Source organism: Pseudomonas sp. St290, from assembly GCF_018325805.1.
Lineage (GTDB): Bacteria > Pseudomonadota > Gammaproteobacteria > Pseudomonadales > Pseudomonadaceae > Aquipseudomonas > Aquipseudomonas bijieensis.
Window position 1 is genome coordinate 4,115,298 of the sequence record NZ_AP014703.1, and the last position, 18,109, is coordinate 4,133,406.

Sequence of the window (18,109 nt, forward strand, 5' to 3'; positions counted from 1 at the left end):
TGTCAGGTCGTTTTGAAAATCATGCAAACCGGGCTACCGGTTTTGATCACCTGGCCATTTGCAGTCAGGTCACCGGTATTTATGTCGACGTCGAAAGCGACGATATTGTCAGTTTCCTCGTTGGCAACAAACAGGCGAGCGCCATCCGGGGTCAGATTCATGAAGCGCGGCTTTCGACCTTGCGAAGGAGTGTGCCCTAGGGCCACAAACTCACCACTTTCACTGATCAGGAAGGTGGCCACACTATCGTGCCCCCGGTTCGATACGTACAGATGCCTGCCTGAGGGTGCCAGGACAATTGCCGCTGCACGACTATTGCCCGTAAACGTCCGTGGCAAGGTGGAAAGTATTTCCTTCGGCGTGAGCGTTCCGTGATCTGCCTCGTAGGCGTAGCCCGTGACACTGCTGTCGAGTTCATTAACGACATAGGCATGACGAGCGTCAGCAGCGAAGACAATATGGCGCGGTCCTGCGCCCTCTCTCGTCTTGATCAAGCTGACCTGAGTCGCCTCAAGTTTCGCGTTATTGTTTCGGACGCGGTACACGAAGATCCCATCGAGCCCCTTGTCAGGAATGACCACGTACCGCCCTGACGGATCGAAAGGAATCATGTGGGGGTGGCTGCCGCCCTGTTCGACCTTATGGGGGCCAGCTTCACCCGAAAGCGATTCGGCGTGGGACAAGTCACCCAGGCTGCCATCCTCTCGGATAGGGAATAAGGCGAAGCTGCCTGTCGCGTAATTAGCGACAGCCAGGAATTTATTGGTGGGGTCAACACTGAGATGAACAGGATTCTTACCTTGTGTGCCGACGGTATTGAGCTTGGTCAGAACACCCGATTTTGAATCGATTGCGAAAGAGCTGACCTCACTCTGATCGCCATGAACGCAGTAGAGATGGTTCTGAGAGTTGTCGAAGGCTAGAAACGACGGATTCACCAACTCATCCAGCGTTTGAACCAACACACAGGCTCCACTTTCCGGGTCGTAACGATAAACCGTTATGCCCACGCCACGTGCATTTCGCTCCTTGGTTGTCCTGGATCCAACGTATGCAAACCGAGGAGTCTGAGCGGCTTTATTGCCCGCCATTTTGTTTTCATCACTCGAGGAAGCAGCGCTTGCAGGAATGTTGAACAAGCCTGCCACGATCCCTCCTGCCGCGATGGCAGACAACTGAGCGAATCGACGGCGATACATCAGATGACCTGAGAGCTCGGAAGCATTCATGAGAGATATCTCTTTTGTTTTTATTATCGAATTCAAATGTGTGATGCCGAGCAGAACTCGGCATCCACAGCGGCAAATCAGATGACTTCAGGGATACGCACCCAGCCTTCCATCAATCGACGAGCGCTACGGCTCATGACAGCTTTTTCAACCACCCAGACACCGTCCTCCAAGACCGTTTTGGCACCCACGGCGACACTGCCTGCGGTGTGGCCCATGCGTACCTGGCGATCACCGATATCACCGACAATGCGATTGACGAGCGTGCCTTCGAGCGCCGCCGCAACAGCGACAGCCACGGCACCGGTACCAGTGATCGCGTGATGAAGCTTGCCCATCGAGAGAATCCGAGCAATCACGTCAATGTCAGCGGGCTTAACCTGTTTGCCGCCCGCTGCTGGATAGGCTTGAGGCTGGGCAATCATGCAAAGCTTCGGCGTGTGGGGACGCACTCGCGTGGCTTCTTCTGCCGTTTCAGCCAGCCCCATGGCTACCGTGCAATGCGCACGAATGGTCTCAAGCCGTGCAAGCAGCTCAGCATTACCGTTTACCTGGTCTTGAGTTTCGGTACCTTTAAGACCCACCTTATCTGCATCGATAAAGATGGTCGGGTTACCCGCATTGAGCAGGGTCACTGGCAGATGACCGAGGCCTGGAATGTCCAATTCGTCGATGGCATTCCCAGTTGGAAGAATGCTGCCATCTGAACCACCCGGGTCGAGGAACTCCAGGACAACTTCGGCACCAGGAAAAGCTACGCCATCGAGTACGAAATCCCCTTCTTCCTGGACCTCGCCATTACGCATTGGAACGTGGGCGATGATTCGCCTCTGGATATTGGCCTGCCATATGCGGACAACTGCCACGCCATCGCGAGGTGCATCCACCAGCCCCTCGGAGATGGCATATGGGCCGACCGCCGAGCTCAAGTTGCCGCAGTTGCCCGACCAGTCAATGACAGGCGTCTCGATAGCCGGAGCACCGAACAGGTAATCCACATCGCAGTCTTCCCGTGTGGATTTGCCGATGACCACAACCTTGCTGGTGCTGGAGGTTGCGCCCCCCATACCGTCTATCTGTTTGCCGTAGACATCGGGGCTCCCAATGACACGAAGCAGGATCGCATCACGCTCGGCGCCTGCCGGTGGCAGACTTTCGTCAAGAAAGAACACGCCCTTGCTTGAACCGCCACGCATGTAAACGGCAGGAATACGTCTTTGGGTCATTTCAAATTTACTCCAACGGATCAGCGTTGCATCAGTTAACGAGGGCGCTCTTCATGCTTTCGATCAGAAGCTGTGGCAGCAGACCGCCGCTGCGGAAGTAGCGAACGTCTTCGAAGGTATCCAGACGACTCACGACCGTGACGCGCTCTTTCTCACCGTTCTCACGCTCGATCACCAGCGTGATTCTGGCGCCCGGTTGGAAGTCTTCTGTGATGCCCTCGACGCTGAATGTCTCGCGTCCGTTCAAGCCCAGACTCTGGCGAGAAACACCTGCCTCAAACTGCAGCGGAAGAATGCCGAGGCCAGCCAGGTTGGTGCGGTGAATACGTTCGAAGCTTTCGGCTACGACCACACGAACACCCAGCAGACGAGGGCCTTTTGCGGCCCAGTCGCGCGAGGAGCCACTTCCGTACTCCTTGCCGGCAACGACGATCAGCGATTGCTTACGTTGTGCGTAGATCTCGGCGGCCTGGAAAATCGTGGTGACTTCTTTCTCGGGCAGAAGCAACGTCCATGGGCCTTCACGGCCATCTTCAAGCAGTTCATTTTTCAGGCGAGGGCTTGCGAAGGTTGCACGCTGCGCCGCTTCATGGTTGCCACGGCGCGTACCATAGGAGTTGAAGTCCGGCACTGCGATGCCATGGGATTGCAGGTATTGGCCCGCATCGCTTTCTGGAAGAATCGCGCCGGACGGCGAGATGTGATCGGTAGTGATGTTGTCCGAGAGCATGGCCAACACACGCATGTTGCTGAGGTCTTTGGTGGTGTCTGTCGCACTCACCGCATCGCTCCAGTACGGCGGTTTGCGGATGTAGGTACTGCTCGCTTGCCAAGCATATTGATCACTGACGCCGGCGCGCAGATCGCTGGCAATCAAGCCGGCTTCACGCGGAACATCTTCGTAGGCCTTGTCGAACAAATCCGCAGTCAGATTATCTGCTTCGATTTGAGCCAACTCCTCATCGCTTGGCCACAACTCGTGGAGATAAACAGGCACACCATCGTCGTCGAGGCCCAATGCATCTTTTTCCGGGTCGATCAGGTATGTACCCGCAATAGCGTAAGCAACGATCAGCGGCGGCGACATGATGAAGACTTCCCGTGCCAGCGGGTGAACACGGCCTTCAAAGTTACGGTTGCCGGAAGTAACGGCTACGGTTTCCAGCTTGCGGGCACGAATTTCGTCTTCGATTTCGTTGCTCAGCAACGGGCCGGACATACCATTGCAAGTGGTGCAACCGTACCCAACCAGGTTGAAACCCAAAGCGTCCAGGTCTTCATTCAGTCCGGAACGCTCAAGATAATCAGAGACCACCATGGAGCCTGGAGCAAACGAAGTTTTCACCCACGCGGCTCTCTTCAATCCACGCTTGCGTGCATTTCGCGCAACCAGGCCGGCTGCAATAACGCCGCGAGGGTTGGAAGTGTTTGTGCAACTGGTGATAGCGGCAAGCACCACTGAGCCATTATCCAGACCGCCAGGAAGATGGTCGGCAGGCGATTTCTGTCCCAACACAATGCGTTGGTGGGGTTGCTTTGGCCCGGCAATAGAGCGTGCAACAGAGCTCAAATCAAGTGTCACGACACGGTTGTATTCAGCATTGCCAAGGCTGTCATGCCAAAGGCCTTGTGCACGTGCATACGCTTGCGTCAGGTCCGAAATCTGACCACCACGTCCTGTCATACGCATGTATTGCAGGGTACGCTCATCGATGGCGAACATTGCCGCTGTTGCACCGAATTCCGGCGCCATGTTCGACAAGGTTCCACGATCCGCCAGCGACAACTGCGGTACGCCCGGGCCGAAGAACTCCAAGAACGAACCGATCACACCGACTTTGCGCAGTTGCTCAGTCAAGGCCAAAGCGATGTCTGTCGCCAAATAGCCCTGCGGCAAAGTGCCCTCCAGCCGTACGCCAACGATTTCCGGCAAGCGCAGCATGAGCGATTTGCCCAGCATTGCAGCTTCAGCCTCGATACCGCCGACACCCCAACCCAGCACGCCGATGGCGTTGATCATGGTGGTGTGGCTGTCGGTGCCTACCAGGGTATCGGGAAAAGCCCACAGCTCATCGCCCCGGCGCTGAGTACCGACAACGGTGGTGAGACGCTCAAGGTTGATTTGGTGAAGGATGCCTTTGCCCGACGGAATAATCGAAAGGTTGCTGAATGCCTTATTGCACCAGTCCAGGAACTGGAAGCGCTCGGCATTGCGTTCACGCTCGATGGCCTCGTTGTCAGCGAGTGCGCTGGCATCACCCCAGCGCTCGACGTTAAGCGAGTGATCCACCACCAGGTGAGTTGGCGTCACTGGGTTTACCAAACGTGGGTTGCCGCCTTTTGCGGCGACGGCATCACGCAGACCAGCGAGGTCGACCAATGCCGGCGTACCGAGCAGATCCTGAAGCACAACCCGAGCCGGACGGAATGGGATATCGAAGTTTTTGGAGCGGGCACAAATCACTCTCAGTGCGGCCTCGGGATCAGCCTCACCACGCAAAACGTTTTCGGCAAGGATTCGCAAGCTGTAAGGCAGCTTCGCGTAATCGCCGCCCAGGTCAGTGACAACTCCACGGATATCACTGACACGGTACTCGATTCCGCTTGCGGTAACGGTTCGACCCTTTGACATAGGCATTGGCTAATCCTCACTGGCTGCACGGGCAATGTTTTTGTGAGGGCAATATTGCACTTTGTCATGATATAGGTCAATGTTGAATCGTCCGATTCATCTCACCCACGTGACCGGACAGACCCAACCAACGATTTCTACTGTGCACACTCGCTCCTGCGCCGTAGCACCCGGTCAGGCACGGTAGAAAAAATAAACATAAGAAAATCGAGGCCCACCATGATCAAGCTCACATGCCCCAGCGACACCTTCACTCCCATTTGTATCGAGCCAGTCTCGATCTGAAAGCCATGGCGCTATCCCGGCCACATGGCTGACGAGAGCCACATACGTCTAGAAAAATGGGAGTTCGACCGTGCTAACAGTCCTTGGCTTTTCAATGGTCATCTGTTTCATGTACCTGATCATGACGAAGCGCCTTTCCGCGCTCATCGCATTGATCTTGATACCGATCATTTTCGCGTTGATTGGAGGCCACTACGCAGGTCTCGGCGCCATGATGCTCGACGGCGTCAAAACGCTTGCACCAACCGGCGTGATGCTGACCTTCTCGATTCTCTACTTCGGCATCATGATTGACGCAGGGCTGTTTGACGGCCTTGTGCGCTTCATCCTGAAAGTGGTGAAAGGCGACCCTCTTAAGGTCTCGGTGGGAACAGCCATTCTGACGATGCTTGTATCGCTCGATGGCGATAGTTCGACTACGTACATGATCGCCTGTGCTGCCTTCTTGCCGCTGTACCAGCGACTGGGAATGAGCGTATTGGGCATGACATGCCTGGTGAACATTGCCAGCGGCATCATGAATATTTCTCCGTGGGGTGGCCCGACCGCCCGCGCCGCTGCGGCACTGCACGTGGACGCGATGGAGATTTTCCTGCCAATGATTCCAGGCATGCTGCTAGGCGCTGCATGCCTGATCTTGACCGCTGTAGTCATTGGTCGCAAAGAGCGCACGCGCCTTGGCATCCTTCACCTGGATGACTTCCATCATGGTTCCATGTCGCTGGGTAACGGTTCAGCAGAAGAATGCGATGAAAATCGTCGTCCGAAGATGTTCTGGCCAAACCTGATCCTGACGCTAGGCCTGATCGCGTGCTTGATCATTGGTGCCATGCCGATCCAGATCTTGTTCATGGTCGGCTTCGCTATCGCCATCATGCTCAACTATCCAAACATCGAGCAGCAAAAAGCTCGCATTGCCGCTCACGCAATGAACGTGCTGGCAGTTACAGCTGTCATTTTCGCGGCAGGCATTTTCACAGGGATCCTTTCCGGAACCGGCATGGTGGACTCCATGGCCAAGAGCTTGCTGCATGTAATTCCACCAAGCTTCGGCCCGTTCCTGGCTGTATTCACCGCCCTCGTCAGCATGCCGTTTACATTCTTCATGTCGAACGACGCGTTCTACTTCGGCATTCTGCCGGTGATTGCGCAAACCGCAGTTCAATACGGGATAACCCCACTGGAAATCGCACGTGCTTCGGTGGTCGGTCAGCCTGTGCACCTGCTCAGCCCACTGGTCCCATCACTCTACCTGCTCGTTGCGTTGGCCAAGGTAGATCTCGGAGATCATCAACGCTTCGCTCTTAAATGGGCCATTTTTGCGAGCTTCGGCCTATTGGTAGGCGGCCTTCTGTTTGGTGCGTTCCCGTTTTATCAAGTGCGCTAAAACAGGCTTTAAAGCTGTCGAAGTCACGGCAGAGGCAAAAAACCGACCTCTGCCGTTAAGCTTATCGACGCGCTAGAATGGTGATTCCATGGCCAGCTCTATTCGGTTCTCGATCTAATGCCTCTAAGCCCTCTGCAAGCACGCATTGCGCGTGACATTGTTTCTCACGTGCGTCGTGAGCGCTTCGATATAGGACACCACCTGGTCGAGTCACAGTTGGCCACAACGCTCAATGTTTCACGTACACCGGTCAAGTTTGCCATGGCCCATCTGGTCGAAAAGGGCATGCTCATCTACGATCGCAACCGTGGCTTTTTTCTAGCCCGCTCCAGCGACGAATTAGGCGATCTCGTCTCGGAAGTCATGGAGAACAGTGACGACCCGCTTTACCTGAAATTTGCCGAACTACGTCTTAGCCGACAGCTCCCAGAGCTGTTCACCGAGATTGAGTTCATGCGTCGGTTTGATGTGTCTCGGGCAGCGCTAAGAGCGGTTCTCTCACGCATCCAGCAGGAAGGATGGATTGAACAACGTGCGGGTCAAGGATGGCGGCTTCTGCCCATGATTGACTCTGTGGAGGCGTATGAGGAAAGCTATTCGTTCCGCGCCACCATCGAACCGGCAGGCCTGCTCTCGCCCACCTTCCAGATCGACCGGGAGACGCTTGCCAGCTGCCGCAAGCAGCAGGAGTTCATTGCCAACGGCGGTTACCTGACCATGACTGCTCAAGAGCTGTTCGAGGCGAACTCACTGTTTCACGAAACCCTCGCCGCGTGTTCCGGCAATCGTTTCCTTCAACAAACTGTGCGGCGCATCGACCAATTACGTCGGCTGGTGGAGTACCGTCAAGCCAGTACACGGCCCCCCCGCAAAGGCCAGGCGGAGGAGCATCTCACTATCCTCGACTGCCTGGAACGCGGGGATCGATTGGCGGCAGCAGACCAAATGCGCAAGCATCTGGAGCAGGCCCGACGTAAAAAAGTAGATCCCGCGCTGTTCGAATAGGCTTCCCTCCTCCCTCATTCATCCCAAGCGCGGCCTGACAGGCCGTGTTCGCTTTCCCCTGCCTGGACTTTGCCAATCGACCGCATCCAGCTAGTTGTCGGATCAGTCAATCATAAAGATCACAAATTGATTTATATCCATATAAAGCTCATTTTATGATTCAAACAACACAAGCATTGGCTAACGTGTCCGCCTGACAGTGGTCACGCAACCTCACCGTCGGATACGGGAAGCGTACCGGGCTGTGAAACGCGGCTGGGCATGAAGGTCTCGGGCATCACCAGCAACAGGCCGAAGGCCAGCGCGGCAATCGCCGCCAGGGTCAGGAACGCGGCGCTATAGCCGGCCCCTTGCACCACAAAACCGGCCAAGCTGTTACTCAACGCCGCGCCGAACCCGAACACCGTCGAGAGCACTCCGAGACTGACGTTGAAACGTCCGGTGCCCTGGGTCAGGTCCTTCACCACCAGGGGAAACAATGCGCCAAACAAACCGGCACCGATACCATCGAGCAACTGCACCGCCACCAACCAATAAGGATCATCCGAGAGCACGTACAACACACCTCGGATGGGCAGGATCAGGAAGCCGGCCAGCAACAACGGCTTGCGTCCCCAGGCATCGGCCTTGACGCCGACCAGCCACGCCATGGGCACCATGACCAGCTGCGCGGCGACGATACAGGCCGACGTCAGCGGCGTGGCCAGGTGTGCATTGGCCTGGGCGAGCTTCTGGCTGACCAGCGGGAGCATCGCCGCATTCGCCAGATGGAACAGCCCGCAGCAAATGGCGAACAACAGCAGCGTGCGGTTGTCCAGCAACACGCGCAGCGCCGAGGGTGCCGGCCCCTGTACTGACTGACCGACTTCCAGGCCCCGGGCCACATCATGGTCGATGGCCTCGGCGGACACGCAACTGACCGCTACGATGCTGGCCAGTGCCATCGCGGCCATCAGGTAGAACACCGCGATAGGACCGAACAACCAGGCGAACCCACCCGCCAGCAGCGCCGCGCAGGCATTGCCCGCGTGGTTGAATGTTTCGTTGCGCCCAGTACGCCGCGTAAAGGCCCTGGCGCCAGTGATGCCCAGGGAAATCGCCGCAATTGCCGGCGCGAAGACCGACGCCGCCACGGCGCCGAGCGCCTGGGTCAACGCCACCAGGCCGAAGGAAGAAGTGAACGGTAGCACCAGGCAACCCAGCGTCACCAACAAGGCCGCCACGGCCACCACGGCGCGCTTGCTGCGCACCCGGTCGATCAGCGCTCCGGCGGGCGCCTGGGCAACGAGGCCGGCCATCGCCGCCACGGTCATCACCACGCCAATGCTGGCCGGGTCCCAGCGATGCACCGCCAGGAGGTAGATCGCCAGGTACGGACCCAACCCATCACGCACATCCGCGAGGAAGAAGTTCAGGCCATCCAGGGAAAGGTTGTTGCGTCGGTCCAGGTTTCGATCCACAGCGGCCTCGATGAGGGTTTTGCCCAAAGTTGATTGACGCCATGATGTCGCAAAGAATCGAACCGAACCACCGTGACGAACCCGAGGCCACTGAGGAAACCGTGGCCAGGGATCGCTCCCGCTGGGTCGCGAAGCGGCCCCAAACGTGCCGAACGCGTAAACAGACATACCGCACCCACCGGTTCACGGCTGCTTCGCAGCCGAGCGGGAGCAAGCTCCCTCGCCACAGGTCCATCGTTTTTCTTAGGTAAACTACATCACCTACCAAAGGGCGATGTCGTAGGTGAAGTAGATCCGGTTGCTGTCACGACCTCGTGAATAATCCGAGCGATAGACGTAGTTGCGCAACTTCACCCCCAGCCCCTTGAACGTACCCTGCTGCACCACGTAGGCAATCTCTGCGTCACGCTCCCACTCTTTGACTGTGGTGTTGGACTTGCCGTCATTACCGCTCAGGTAGCGGGTGGAAAACGTCAGGCCGGGCACACCGAGGCGAGCGAAGTCATAGCCGTAACCGAGCATCCAGGTCTTCTCGTCTTCCTCGATGAACTTGCCGATCCCGACGTTGCTGAAGGAGTACACCGTGGCACCGCTGATATAAGGCAGACCTGCCTCGCCACTGAGGGTCTGGTAGCCAGCACTCAACGTGTGGCCGACAACGGCGTAGGACAGCGATCCGCTGAGCATGTCGTTGTCGATCTTGCCGCCGTAGGCCGACCCCGAATCGACGCTGTTGAAGTAGCGCAGGTCGCTGGTCAACACCCCGGCGCCCAGGGGCAGATCATGCTGGATGCCAACAAAGTTCTGTCGATAGAAATTCTCCAGCTCGCCATAGAAGTAACTCAGGCGGATGTTCTTGCCCAGCTTGTAGTCGGCGCCGGCATAGCTGAAGTCACCGGACTTATCGCCACCATAGCCGTCGGGCACGATAGGCATGCTGTCGCTCGAATCCCGCAGCTTGAAACGCTCCAGATGCCCGCCGGTGACAGTGAGGTTGTCGATGTCACTGCTGGTGATCTGGGTGCCCTGGTAAGTCTGGGGCAACAGTCGCGCATCGTTGTAGACCAGCACCGGGGTCTTGGGCAGCAAGGTGCCGTATTTGAGCGTGGTCTTGGCCAGCCTGGCCTTGGCGGTCATGCCCGCGCTGGCAAACTCGTCGGCGGCGCGGCCGTCGTCATGCACCGGTAGCAGGCCGGTACCGCTGCGGCCACGCCCGGAGTCCAGCTTGACCCCGAGCAGGCCCAGGGCATCGACCCCGAAGCCAATGGTGCCCGGCGTAAAGCCCGACTGGTAATCCAGCAGGAAGCCTTGGGCCCATTCGGTGCGCTCACTCTTGGCGGTCCTCGCCGCCCGTGCACTCATCCCGTGCTCGTCGCGAAAATTTTCGTTGAAGTAGACGTTGCGCAATTGCAGCTTGAGCTTGCTGTCGTCGATAAAGCCTTCGGCACTGGCCGTGGCCAGGGGCAACAGCCCAAGGATTGGAAACAAAGCCCCGCGGGTAAGCAAAGTGGTCATTCGAGTTACTCGTTGTTGTTATTTGGCGTGCAGGCCGGCGCACCCCCGCTTGCGGGGGTGTGTCAGGCAAGAAGCTAAGGTTGTCGGGTGAATCAGGAAAACAGCGTCAGCGCACCGGTCAGCAGGGCCAGCGCGGTAATCACCAGGGACGTGAGTACCGCCCATTTCACGGTAGCCTTCTGGAAGTCGCCCAGGTCGCGGTCGACCATGCCCACCAGCAACAAGGTCGAGGCCACCAATGGGCTCATCAGGTGCACCGGCTGGCCAAGAATCGACGCCCGGGCAATTTCCACCGGATCAATCCCGTAGGCCGCCGCGGCATTGGCCAGGATCGGCACGACACCGAAGTAGTAGGCATCGTTGGACAATACGAAGGTCAACGGCATGCTGGTAATCGCCACCACCAGCGGGAACAGGTGGCCCCAGGAAGGCGGAATCCAGTCGACCAGGGTTTGTGCCAACGCATCGACCATTTTCGTCCCGGAAAAAATCCCGGCGAAGATGCCCGCGGCAAATACCAGCAGGACCACGGTCATGGCATTGCCCGAGTGGGCGAGAATGCGTTCCTTCTGAATATCTAGCTGCGGATAGTTGATCATCAGCGCCAGGACGAAACCGATCAGGAACAGAATCGCCGAGTGCATGATCCCCATCACCAGCGCGACCATCACCGCGACCACCAGCAGCAGGTTGACGTAGGCCAGCTTCGGACGCTTGTGCGGCGTGTCCTCCATGATCGCGTTGATGTAGCAGTCACCGCCGCCGCTTTGCAGTTGGACGTTACCGATGCGCTTGCGCTCGGCACGACCCAGCAGGAACCCCGTGAACGCCACCCACGCCGCACCACCGATCATGGTCGGCAGCAACGGCACGAAATACTCGCCGGCATCCAGGCCCAGCGCTGCGATCGCACGGGTCGCCGGGCCGCCCCAAGGGGTCATGCCGCTCATGATGCTCAAGGAGAGCATGGAAATGGTTGCCAGAATCATCGGATTCATGCCGATGCGCTTATACAGCGGCAACATCGCGGCACAGGTGATCATGTAGGTCGTCGTGCCGTCACCGTCCAGCGCCACCAACAGCGACAACAGCGCGGTGCCCACGGCGATTTTCATCGGATCGCCGTTGACCCGCTTGAGGATCTTGCGGATCAGCGGGTCGAACAAGCCGGCGTCGATCATCAGGCCGAAAAACAGGATCGCGAACAACAGCAGCGCCGCCGACGGCGCGACCATTTTCAGGCCATCCAGCATCATCTTGCCGGTGGTCCCGCCAAAGCCGCCGAGCACTGCAAAGACTATTGGCACCACCGTCAGGGCGACGATCGGCGACAGCCGTTTGGTCATTATCAGGAAGGTGAAGACCACCACCATGGCCAAGCCAAGTAAAGCGAGCATATGTCAGATCTCTTGTTGTTATGAGTAGCTTGGCAGACACCCAGGCGCACGCCCTCCCACCCGCCAGGCAACACGAAGGTGTGCCTGGCGCAGAGGGATTGAATAAGCTTACGCGGTGCTGTCGAATCAGCCGTGAACGGCTAGATGTGTTTGGCGACCTTCGCGCCGTCCCAGCTCGAGTCCGTTGCCGGGGCTTGCGTCAGGGCAGGTTTGCCATCCAGGGTCTGCAACAGGACTTCGCGGTCACAGGCATTCTCCGAGAGGGAGATCACCACGGTCGCGACGGCGTTGCTCGCCAGGCTGGTCAACGCCCGCGCTTCAGACATGAATCGGTCGATCCCGATCAACAGGGCCAGGCCCGCCAGGGGAATGTCGTGGATGACCGTCAAGGTCGAGGCCAGGGCGACAAACCCGCTGCCGGTCACACCCGCGGCCCCCTTTGACGACAGCAGCATGATCGCCAGCATGGTGATGACCTGGGTCAGCGTCAGGTCGATGTTGCAGGCCTGGGCAATGAAGATCGCCGCCAGTGACAGGTAGATCGCCGTACCGTCGAGGTTGAACGAGTAACCGGTCGGCAGCACCAGCCCTACGACGCCTTTCTTGCAACCCAGGGCCTGGAGTTTTTCCAACATCCGCGGCATCACCGGTTCGGTCGAGGACGTCCCCAATACCACCAGGAACTCCTCACGCAGATAACGCAACAGCTTCCACAGGCTGAAACCGTGCGCGCGGCAAATACCGCCCAGCACCACGAAGACGAAGAAGGCACAGGCGATATACAAGGTCATGATCAGCTTGGCCAGCGAGCCCAGCGACGTGATGCCGTACTGCCCCACCGTGAAGGCCAAGGCCCCGAAAGCGCCGATCGGAGCGAAACGCATCAGGTAGGAGAAAATCTTGAACACCATGTGCGAAGCTGACTCCAGCACCTGCAGCACAGGCTTGCCGCGCTCGCCCAGGGACGACAGGGCAAACCCGCTGAGCACCGCGATAAACAGCACCGGCAACACCTCGCCTTTATTGAAGGCGCCGATGAAGGTGTCGGGAATGATGTGCATGAAGAAGTCCACCACGCTCAGTTTCGCGGCGGAGTCGGTGTACTGCGACAGTCCTTTGGTGCTCAACTGCGTCGGATCGATGTTCATCCCCGCGCCAGGCTTGAACAGGTAGACCGATACCAGGCCGATGATCAGGCTAATCACCGTCAGCGCCAGGAACAACAGCAGGGTCTTGCTCAACAGACGCCCCAGCGAGCGCTTGTCACTCATGCCGGCGATGCCAGTGACAATGGTGCAGAACACCACCGGCGCGATCATCATCTTGATCAGCTTGATGAAGGCATCGCCCAGCGGCTTCAAGGCAATTGCCTGTTGCGACCAGAAGTGCCCGACGATCACGCCCAGCAGCACGGCGCAGATGATCTGGAAGTAGAGCGATTTTACAACTTTCATGGCATCACCCATTTTTAGAATTGTTCTGATGCAAAAGACCCTGGCGGCCTGGGGCTATCCGGCCAGCCGCTGGGCCGTCGTGGCGTAGACGTAACCTGAGAAGAGCCGGCGCGCAGTACGTACTACCGAGGCCTGAATGGTCTCACCCTTTTCACCGGTGTAGGACAGTACGACATCGATACCTCCGCTTGGATGCTCAATCCGAACCTGTTGCAAGCGCGGCTCACTGACGGTGCCGAGCAGCTGTGCGACGACGCTGCCCTCGGTCACGCATGCGGTGGCCAGGCCGATGGAACCGGTGATCGCCAGGGCGCGGTGACAGTTGTGCGGCATGAAATAACGCACCTGGACCGTCCCGCCGGACTTGGCCGGAGACACCAGTACCGGCTTGGGAATGACTTTGTCACTGACATCACCCAGGCCCATGGCCAGGCCGGCTTTCAGGCGCAAGGCCTCCAGACGCTGCAGGAAGGCTTTATCGGCGTCCAGTTCGGCGGGGCTTTCGTCGCCGCGCTTACCCAGCTGACTGGCCTGAACAATCATCATCGGCATCGCCATGTCGATGCAGGTCACCGGGATGCCGTCGATCAGGTCCTGGGTTTGCCCGGTCGGGAAGAGTTTCCCCGTCTTGCTGCCCGCGGCGTCGAGAAAGGTCAGTTGCACCGGAGCGGCGGTGCCAGGCACGCCGTCGATGGCGGTATCGCCCTCATAGCTGACCTTGCCACCTGGGGTTTGCACTTCGGAATTGACGAAGGTCCCGGTATTGAGGTTGCGGATACGCACCCGAGTCCGCTCGCCCGACGCCTTGACCAATCCCTGTTCGATGGCGAACGGGCCGACGGCGCAGAGCATGTTGCCGCAGTTGGGTGCGGTATCGACCCGACGCTGGGAAACCATGACCTGGACGAACAAATAGTCGACATCGGCGTCAGGGTGCAGCGATGGGCTGACGATCGCCACTTTGCTGGTTTGTGGACTGCCGCCGCCGATGCCATCGATTTCCAGCTCATGGCCGGAGCCCATCAGGTTGAGCAGCAGCTCGTCACGTTCGGCGATGGCGACCGGCAGATCCCAGGCGAGAAACACCGGGCCTTTGGACGTACCGCCGCGCATTAGCACACAAGGAATTCGCTGCATGAATACTAACTCTTGTTAATCAATCTGGATAATTGATGCTCTGGACACAAGAGTGGCAGGGTTTGAAAAGTGTTTCCAATGCAAAGATCGGAGCGATTATTGCGTTTCACAAATGAATTACTTTACGATGGTTGGCATCGCGCTTCGCCCTGCCAGGTTGAGAAAACATATGGAATATGAGCTTCAGGACATCCGATCTTTCGTGAAAATCGCCGAACTGGGCAGCTTCCACGAGGCCGCAGATGCGCTGCACCTGTCCCAACCGGCATTGAGTCGGCGGATGAAAAAACTCGAGGAAGGCCTGGGAACCGCTTTGCTCGATCGCACGACCCGCAAGGTCAGCCTGACGAGTGTCGGCCGTGATTTCCTGCCCAAGGCGCGGCGCTTGCTGGATGATTTCGACGACTCGATTCTCAACATTCGCGAGCTGGCAGAGCGGCAGATCGGCCGGGTGACCTTGGCATGCATCCCCACGGCGGCGTTCTATTTCCTGCCGTCGGTGATCCGTCTCTACAACGAGCGCTACCCGAAAATCCGCATCCGCCTGCTCGACCTCAGCGCCAACGAAGGACTGGAGGCGGTGCTGCGCGGCGAAGCCGATTTCGGCATCAACATGATGAGCGGCCAGCACCCGGACATTGAGTTCGTGCCCCTGGTCAACGAACCCTTTGTGCTGGCCTGCCGACGCGACCATGAGTTGGCTGGACGCAATGCGGTCACCTGGTCGGAGCTCAGTGATTACCGGCTGATCGGCGTCGGCCGCCTGAGCGGCAACCGCATGCTGCTGGACCACGCGCTGTCAGGCCTGAGCTGGCGCCCGCAATGGTTTTACGAAGTGCAGCACTTGTCTACGTCGCTGGGGCTGGTGGAAGCTGGCCTCGGCGTATCGGCGATGCCCAGCCTGGCAATGCCGGCCGGGGATCATCCAACCCTGGTCAGCGTGCCGCTGATCGAACCGGTGGTAAACCGCTCGCTGGGCCTGGTCTACCGTCGGGGCTCATCGCTCTCCCCGGCTGCGGAGAAATTCGTCTCGATCCTGCTTGAACAGTGGCCGCAATGAAGCGAGGCCGAATCCTGGATCGATGATCACCTCGAAACGTCGCCCACTCGTACCGAACGCTTGAGCGCAGTGAGGGCACGCTGCCCGTACAAGCCGACGCCAAGCCCCGCCACGATGAGCACGACGGCAATGAGTTTGTTGAGTGACAGGCGCTCATCAAAAATCAGCACCGAACCCAGCAGGCCGAATACCGGCACCAAGAGCGACAAGGGCGCGACGGTGGACACCGGATAACGTTTCAGCAGCGAGTTCCACACCCAGTAGCCGAACAGTGTATTGGGGTAGACCTGGAACAGGATCGACAGGACGGCGCGGTAGTCGAGTTGATTCACCAACGCGCTGTAACCTGTCGAACCATTCACCGCATAATCCAGCGCGAACAGCGGGATGGGCGAAAACGCGCTGGACCACACCAGGAACGCGAAGACCTGGGTGGTCTTGGCTTTTTTGCTGATGACATTGGCCACACTCCAGGCCACTGCCCCCAGCAGCGCCAGGCACAACCCGGTCGTCGTCACGGTGCCATCAGCAATCGAGAGGATGCTCAACAAGCCACAGCAAGCGATACCGATACCCGCCAGTTGGTAACGGGAAATCGCCTCCTTGAAGATCCACGAACCCAGCACAATGGTGAAAAAGGCGCTGAACTGAAGCACCAGCGACGCGATGCCGGCTGAAAGACCGGCCTTGATGCCCATGTTGACGACACCCCAGAGCCCGATACCGAAGACCAGGCCATAGCCGACGATATAGCGCCACTGCACATCGGGTTTCGGCATGAAAAGAATCGCCGGCAATGCGCAGAGCGTGAAGCGAATACCCGCCAGGATCAGCGGGTCAACGGCGATGAGGCCCAGCTTGATCACCGAGAAGTTCACGCCCCAAATGGCCGTTATCGAGATGGCGAGTAACAGGTGTCCGATTTTCATGCTGATCTTCCGGGCAGGGTCGTTGAAAAATGCATCGAGGCCATCCATAACGCCAACGCGGCGAGGCTGATCAAGGCGCCCAGCAGGCTGACCGCCATCCAGCCCCACAGCGCATAGACCTGGGTCGCGGCAACCGCGCCCAGTGCGCTGCCCACCGAGTAGAAACACATGTAGGCGCCGACCATTCGACTTTGGGCGTCGGGCCGTGCAGCGAAAATCAAACTCTGGTTGGTGACGTGCACGGCCTGTACCGCGAAGTCGAGTAGCACCACGCCGCAGACCAGCACGATCAAGGAGGTTTCGGCAAACGTGATGGGCAACCAGGAAAGCGTCAGGAGCCCCAGCGACAAGCCGGTAACACGTTGCCCAAAGCCTTGATCGGCCCAACGACCGGCTCTTCTGGCCGCCAGGGCCCCGGCGACGCCAGCCAGGCCAAACAAGCCGATGACCGTATGCGAAAGCGACAGCGGCGCGGCGCTCAACGGCAGCACCATGGCCGTCCATAACACCGAAAAAGCGGCAAAGATCAGTAAGGCCAGCAGCCCCCTGCTCCGTAGCATCGGCTCGGTCGCGAACAGCCTGAACAGCGAGCGGATCAGCGCCAGGTAGGGTTGCCGGTGACGGGGCGACACGGCAGCAGGCACCACGGCCCAGAACACCGCCGCGATGGCCAGCATCAAGCCCGAGGACACGAAATAAACCCCGCGCCAACCCGCCAGATCGGCGATCACCCCGGAAGTAAACCGCGCCAGGAGAATCCCCAGGACAACGCCACTGGTGACGGCTCCCACGGCCTGCCCCCGCTGGGAGGGCGAGGACAGCGCGGCGGCATAGGCCACCAGCACTTGGACGACTACCGCCAGCAGCCCCATCACGATCATGGCGCCCAGCAAAGCCAACCAATGCTGGGCTGAGCCAACGGCCGCCAGCGCGATGGCAGACAACACCAGTTGGGCGAAAACCAGCCGTTTACGGTTGATCTTGTCTCCCAACGGAACGATGAACAGCAACCCCAGCGCGTAACCCACCTGGGTCGCCGTCACCACAACCCCGATCAACCCAGAAGCGACGCCCAGGCTCTCGGCCATCGAGGCGAGCAAGGGCTGGGCAAAGTAGACATTGGCGACGGCCAGTGCGCAGGTCACGGAAAACAATAACGTGAGCGATGGCGAAAGCCCTGGGCACAGCTGTTCATTCAACGAACCCGTGGCGAGGGAGCTTGCTCCCGCTGGGCTGCGAAGCGGCCCCTCCCGTGAGCGCTCCGCACTCAAGCGGGAGCAAGCCCCCTCACCCCCCTGATTTCCCGAAGGCTGTCGGGTGAAACAGTCGGCCTCTGCTGTCATGGACGTCTCCTTGGCGCTAAACTGGTTTCAATTAAAAACCTGTCTGGATT

General features: G+C 58.7%; 13 protein-coding genes. 3 read left to right on the forward strand and 10 right to left on the reverse strand.

Annotation, left to right across the window (positions count from 1 at the left end; genetic code table 11):
- Positions 1 to 2: 2 nt before the first annotated feature.
- The 3 genes from PBDP_RS17815 to PBDP_RS17825 all read right to left on the reverse strand — a co-directional run bounded on the left by PBDP_RS17815 (position 3) and on the right by PBDP_RS17825 (position 5,093).
- Positions 3 to 1,229 (reverse strand): lactonase family protein, encoded by a 1,227-nt coding sequence (locus tag PBDP_RS17815; RefSeq protein ID WP_249411802.1) that lies wholly within the window; start codon positions 1,227 to 1,229, stop codon positions 3 to 5.
- Positions 1,230 to 1,306: 77 nt separating this feature from the next.
- Positions 1,307 to 2,455 (reverse strand): 2-methylaconitate cis-trans isomerase PrpF, encoded by a 1,149-nt coding sequence (prpF, locus tag PBDP_RS17820; protein WP_212801079.1) that lies wholly within the window; start codon positions 2,453 to 2,455, stop codon positions 1,307 to 1,309.
- A 31-nt stretch (positions 2,456 to 2,486) separates the two neighbouring features.
- Positions 2,487 to 5,093: an aconitate hydratase gene (locus PBDP_RS17825; protein ID WP_212801080.1), complete on the reverse strand. Its 2,607-nt coding sequence runs from the start codon at positions 5,091 to 5,093 to the stop codon at positions 2,487 to 2,489.
- 349 nt (positions 5,094 to 5,442) lie between these two features.
- Here PBDP_RS17825 and PBDP_RS17830 point away from each other — a divergent pair, with 349 nt between their 5' ends.
- Positions 5,443 to 6,759, forward strand: coding sequence for a CitMHS family transporter (locus PBDP_RS17830; protein ID WP_176687607.1), 1,317 nt, complete (start codon positions 5,443 to 5,445; stop codon positions 6,757 to 6,759).
- Between the two features lie 117 nt (positions 6,760 to 6,876).
- Positions 6,877 to 7,764 (forward strand): GntR family transcriptional regulator, encoded by an 888-nt coding sequence (locus PBDP_RS17835; RefSeq protein WP_212801081.1) that lies wholly within the window; start codon positions 6,877 to 6,879, stop codon positions 7,762 to 7,764.
- Between the two features lie 203 nt (positions 7,765 to 7,967).
- Here PBDP_RS17835 and PBDP_RS17840 read toward each other — a convergent pair whose 3' ends face one another.
- The 5 genes from PBDP_RS17840 to PBDP_RS17860 all read right to left on the reverse strand — a co-directional run bounded on the left by PBDP_RS17840 (position 7,968) and on the right by PBDP_RS17860 (position 14,727).
- Positions 7,968 to 9,224, reverse strand: a complete 1,257-nt coding sequence (locus PBDP_RS17840; RefSeq protein ID WP_212801082.1) for an MFS transporter — start codon at positions 9,222 to 9,224, stop codon at positions 7,968 to 7,970.
- A 261-nt stretch (positions 9,225 to 9,485) separates the two neighbouring features.
- Positions 9,486 to 10,739: an OprD family porin gene (locus PBDP_RS17845; RefSeq protein ID WP_212801083.1), complete on the reverse strand. Its 1,254-nt coding sequence runs from the start codon at positions 10,737 to 10,739 to the stop codon at positions 9,486 to 9,488.
- A gap of 92 nt (positions 10,740 to 10,831) precedes the next feature.
- Complete coding sequence (locus PBDP_RS17850; RefSeq protein WP_109753247.1) at positions 10,832 to 12,136, reverse strand: CitMHS family transporter; 1,305 nt, start codon at positions 12,134 to 12,136, stop codon at positions 10,832 to 10,834.
- A 140-nt stretch (positions 12,137 to 12,276) separates the two neighbouring features.
- Positions 12,277 to 13,602, reverse strand: coding sequence for a C4-dicarboxylate transporter DctA (gene dctA, locus PBDP_RS17855; RefSeq protein ID WP_109753248.1), 1,326 nt, complete (start codon positions 13,600 to 13,602; stop codon positions 12,277 to 12,279).
- A gap of 42 nt (positions 13,603 to 13,644) precedes the next feature.
- A complete protein-coding gene (locus PBDP_RS17860; RefSeq protein WP_116832724.1) occupies positions 13,645 to 14,727 on the reverse strand; it encodes a 4-oxalomesaconate tautomerase in 1,083 nt (360 codons plus the stop codon).
- 169 nt (positions 14,728 to 14,896) lie between these two features.
- Between PBDP_RS17860 and PBDP_RS17865 the strand changes: the two genes are divergently transcribed.
- Complete coding sequence (locus PBDP_RS17865; protein WP_109753250.1) at positions 14,897 to 15,787, forward strand: LysR family transcriptional regulator; 891 nt, start codon at positions 14,897 to 14,899, stop codon at positions 15,785 to 15,787.
- Between the two features lie 26 nt (positions 15,788 to 15,813).
- On the opposite strand, the gene PBDP_RS17870 is transcribed toward PBDP_RS17865, so the two are convergent.
- The gene (locus PBDP_RS17870) at positions 15,814 to 16,716 is read right to left on the reverse strand and encodes an EamA family transporter (protein WP_212801084.1); all 903 of its coding nucleotides are present in this window, start codon (positions 16,714 to 16,716) and stop codon (positions 15,814 to 15,816) included.
- Positions 16,713 to 17,915 (reverse strand): MFS transporter, encoded by a 1,203-nt coding sequence (locus PBDP_RS17875; RefSeq protein ID WP_249411803.1) that lies wholly within the window; start codon positions 17,913 to 17,915, stop codon positions 16,713 to 16,715. The genes PBDP_RS17870 and PBDP_RS17875 overlap by 4 nt, the downstream gene beginning before the upstream one ends.
- Positions 17,916 to 18,109 lie beyond the last annotated feature (194 nt).

What these genes read in the sequence shown, in the direction of transcription:
- PBDP_RS17815 (WP_249411802.1), bottom strand. Translation starts at nt 1,229, where the DNA reads ATGAATGCTTCCGAGCTCTCAGGTCATCTGATGTATCGCCGTCGATTC.
- prpF (WP_212801079.1), bottom strand. Translation starts at nt 2,455, where the DNA reads ATGACCCAAAGACGTATTCCTGCCGTTTACATGCGTGGCGGTTCAAGC.
- PBDP_RS17825 (WP_212801080.1), bottom strand. Translation starts at nt 5,093, where the DNA reads ATGCCTATGTCAAAGGGTCGAACCGTTACCGCAAGCGGAATCGAGTAC.
- PBDP_RS17835 (WP_212801081.1), top strand. Translation starts at nt 6,877, where the DNA reads ATGCCTCTAAGCCCTCTGCAAGCACGCATTGCGCGTGACATTGTTTCT.
- PBDP_RS17845 (WP_212801083.1), bottom strand. Translation starts at nt 10,739, where the DNA reads ATGACCACTTTGCTTACCCGCGGGGCTTTGTTTCCAATCCTTGGGCTG.
- PBDP_RS17850 (WP_109753247.1), bottom strand. Translation starts at nt 12,136, where the DNA reads ATGCTCGCTTTACTTGGCTTGGCCATGGTGGTGGTCTTCACCTTCCTG.
- dctA (WP_109753248.1), bottom strand. Translation starts at nt 13,602, where the DNA reads ATGGGTGATGCCATGAAAGTTGTAAAATCGCTCTACTTCCAGATCATC.
- PBDP_RS17860 (WP_116832724.1), bottom strand. Translation starts at nt 14,727, where the DNA reads ATGCAGCGAATTCCTTGTGTGCTAATGCGCGGCGGTACGTCCAAAGGC.
- PBDP_RS17865 (WP_109753250.1), top strand. Translation starts at nt 14,897, where the DNA reads ATGGAATATGAGCTTCAGGACATCCGATCTTTCGTGAAAATCGCCGAA.
- PBDP_RS17870 (WP_212801084.1), bottom strand. Translation starts at nt 16,716, where the DNA reads ATGAAAATCGGACACCTGTTACTCGCCATCTCGATAACGGCCATTTGG.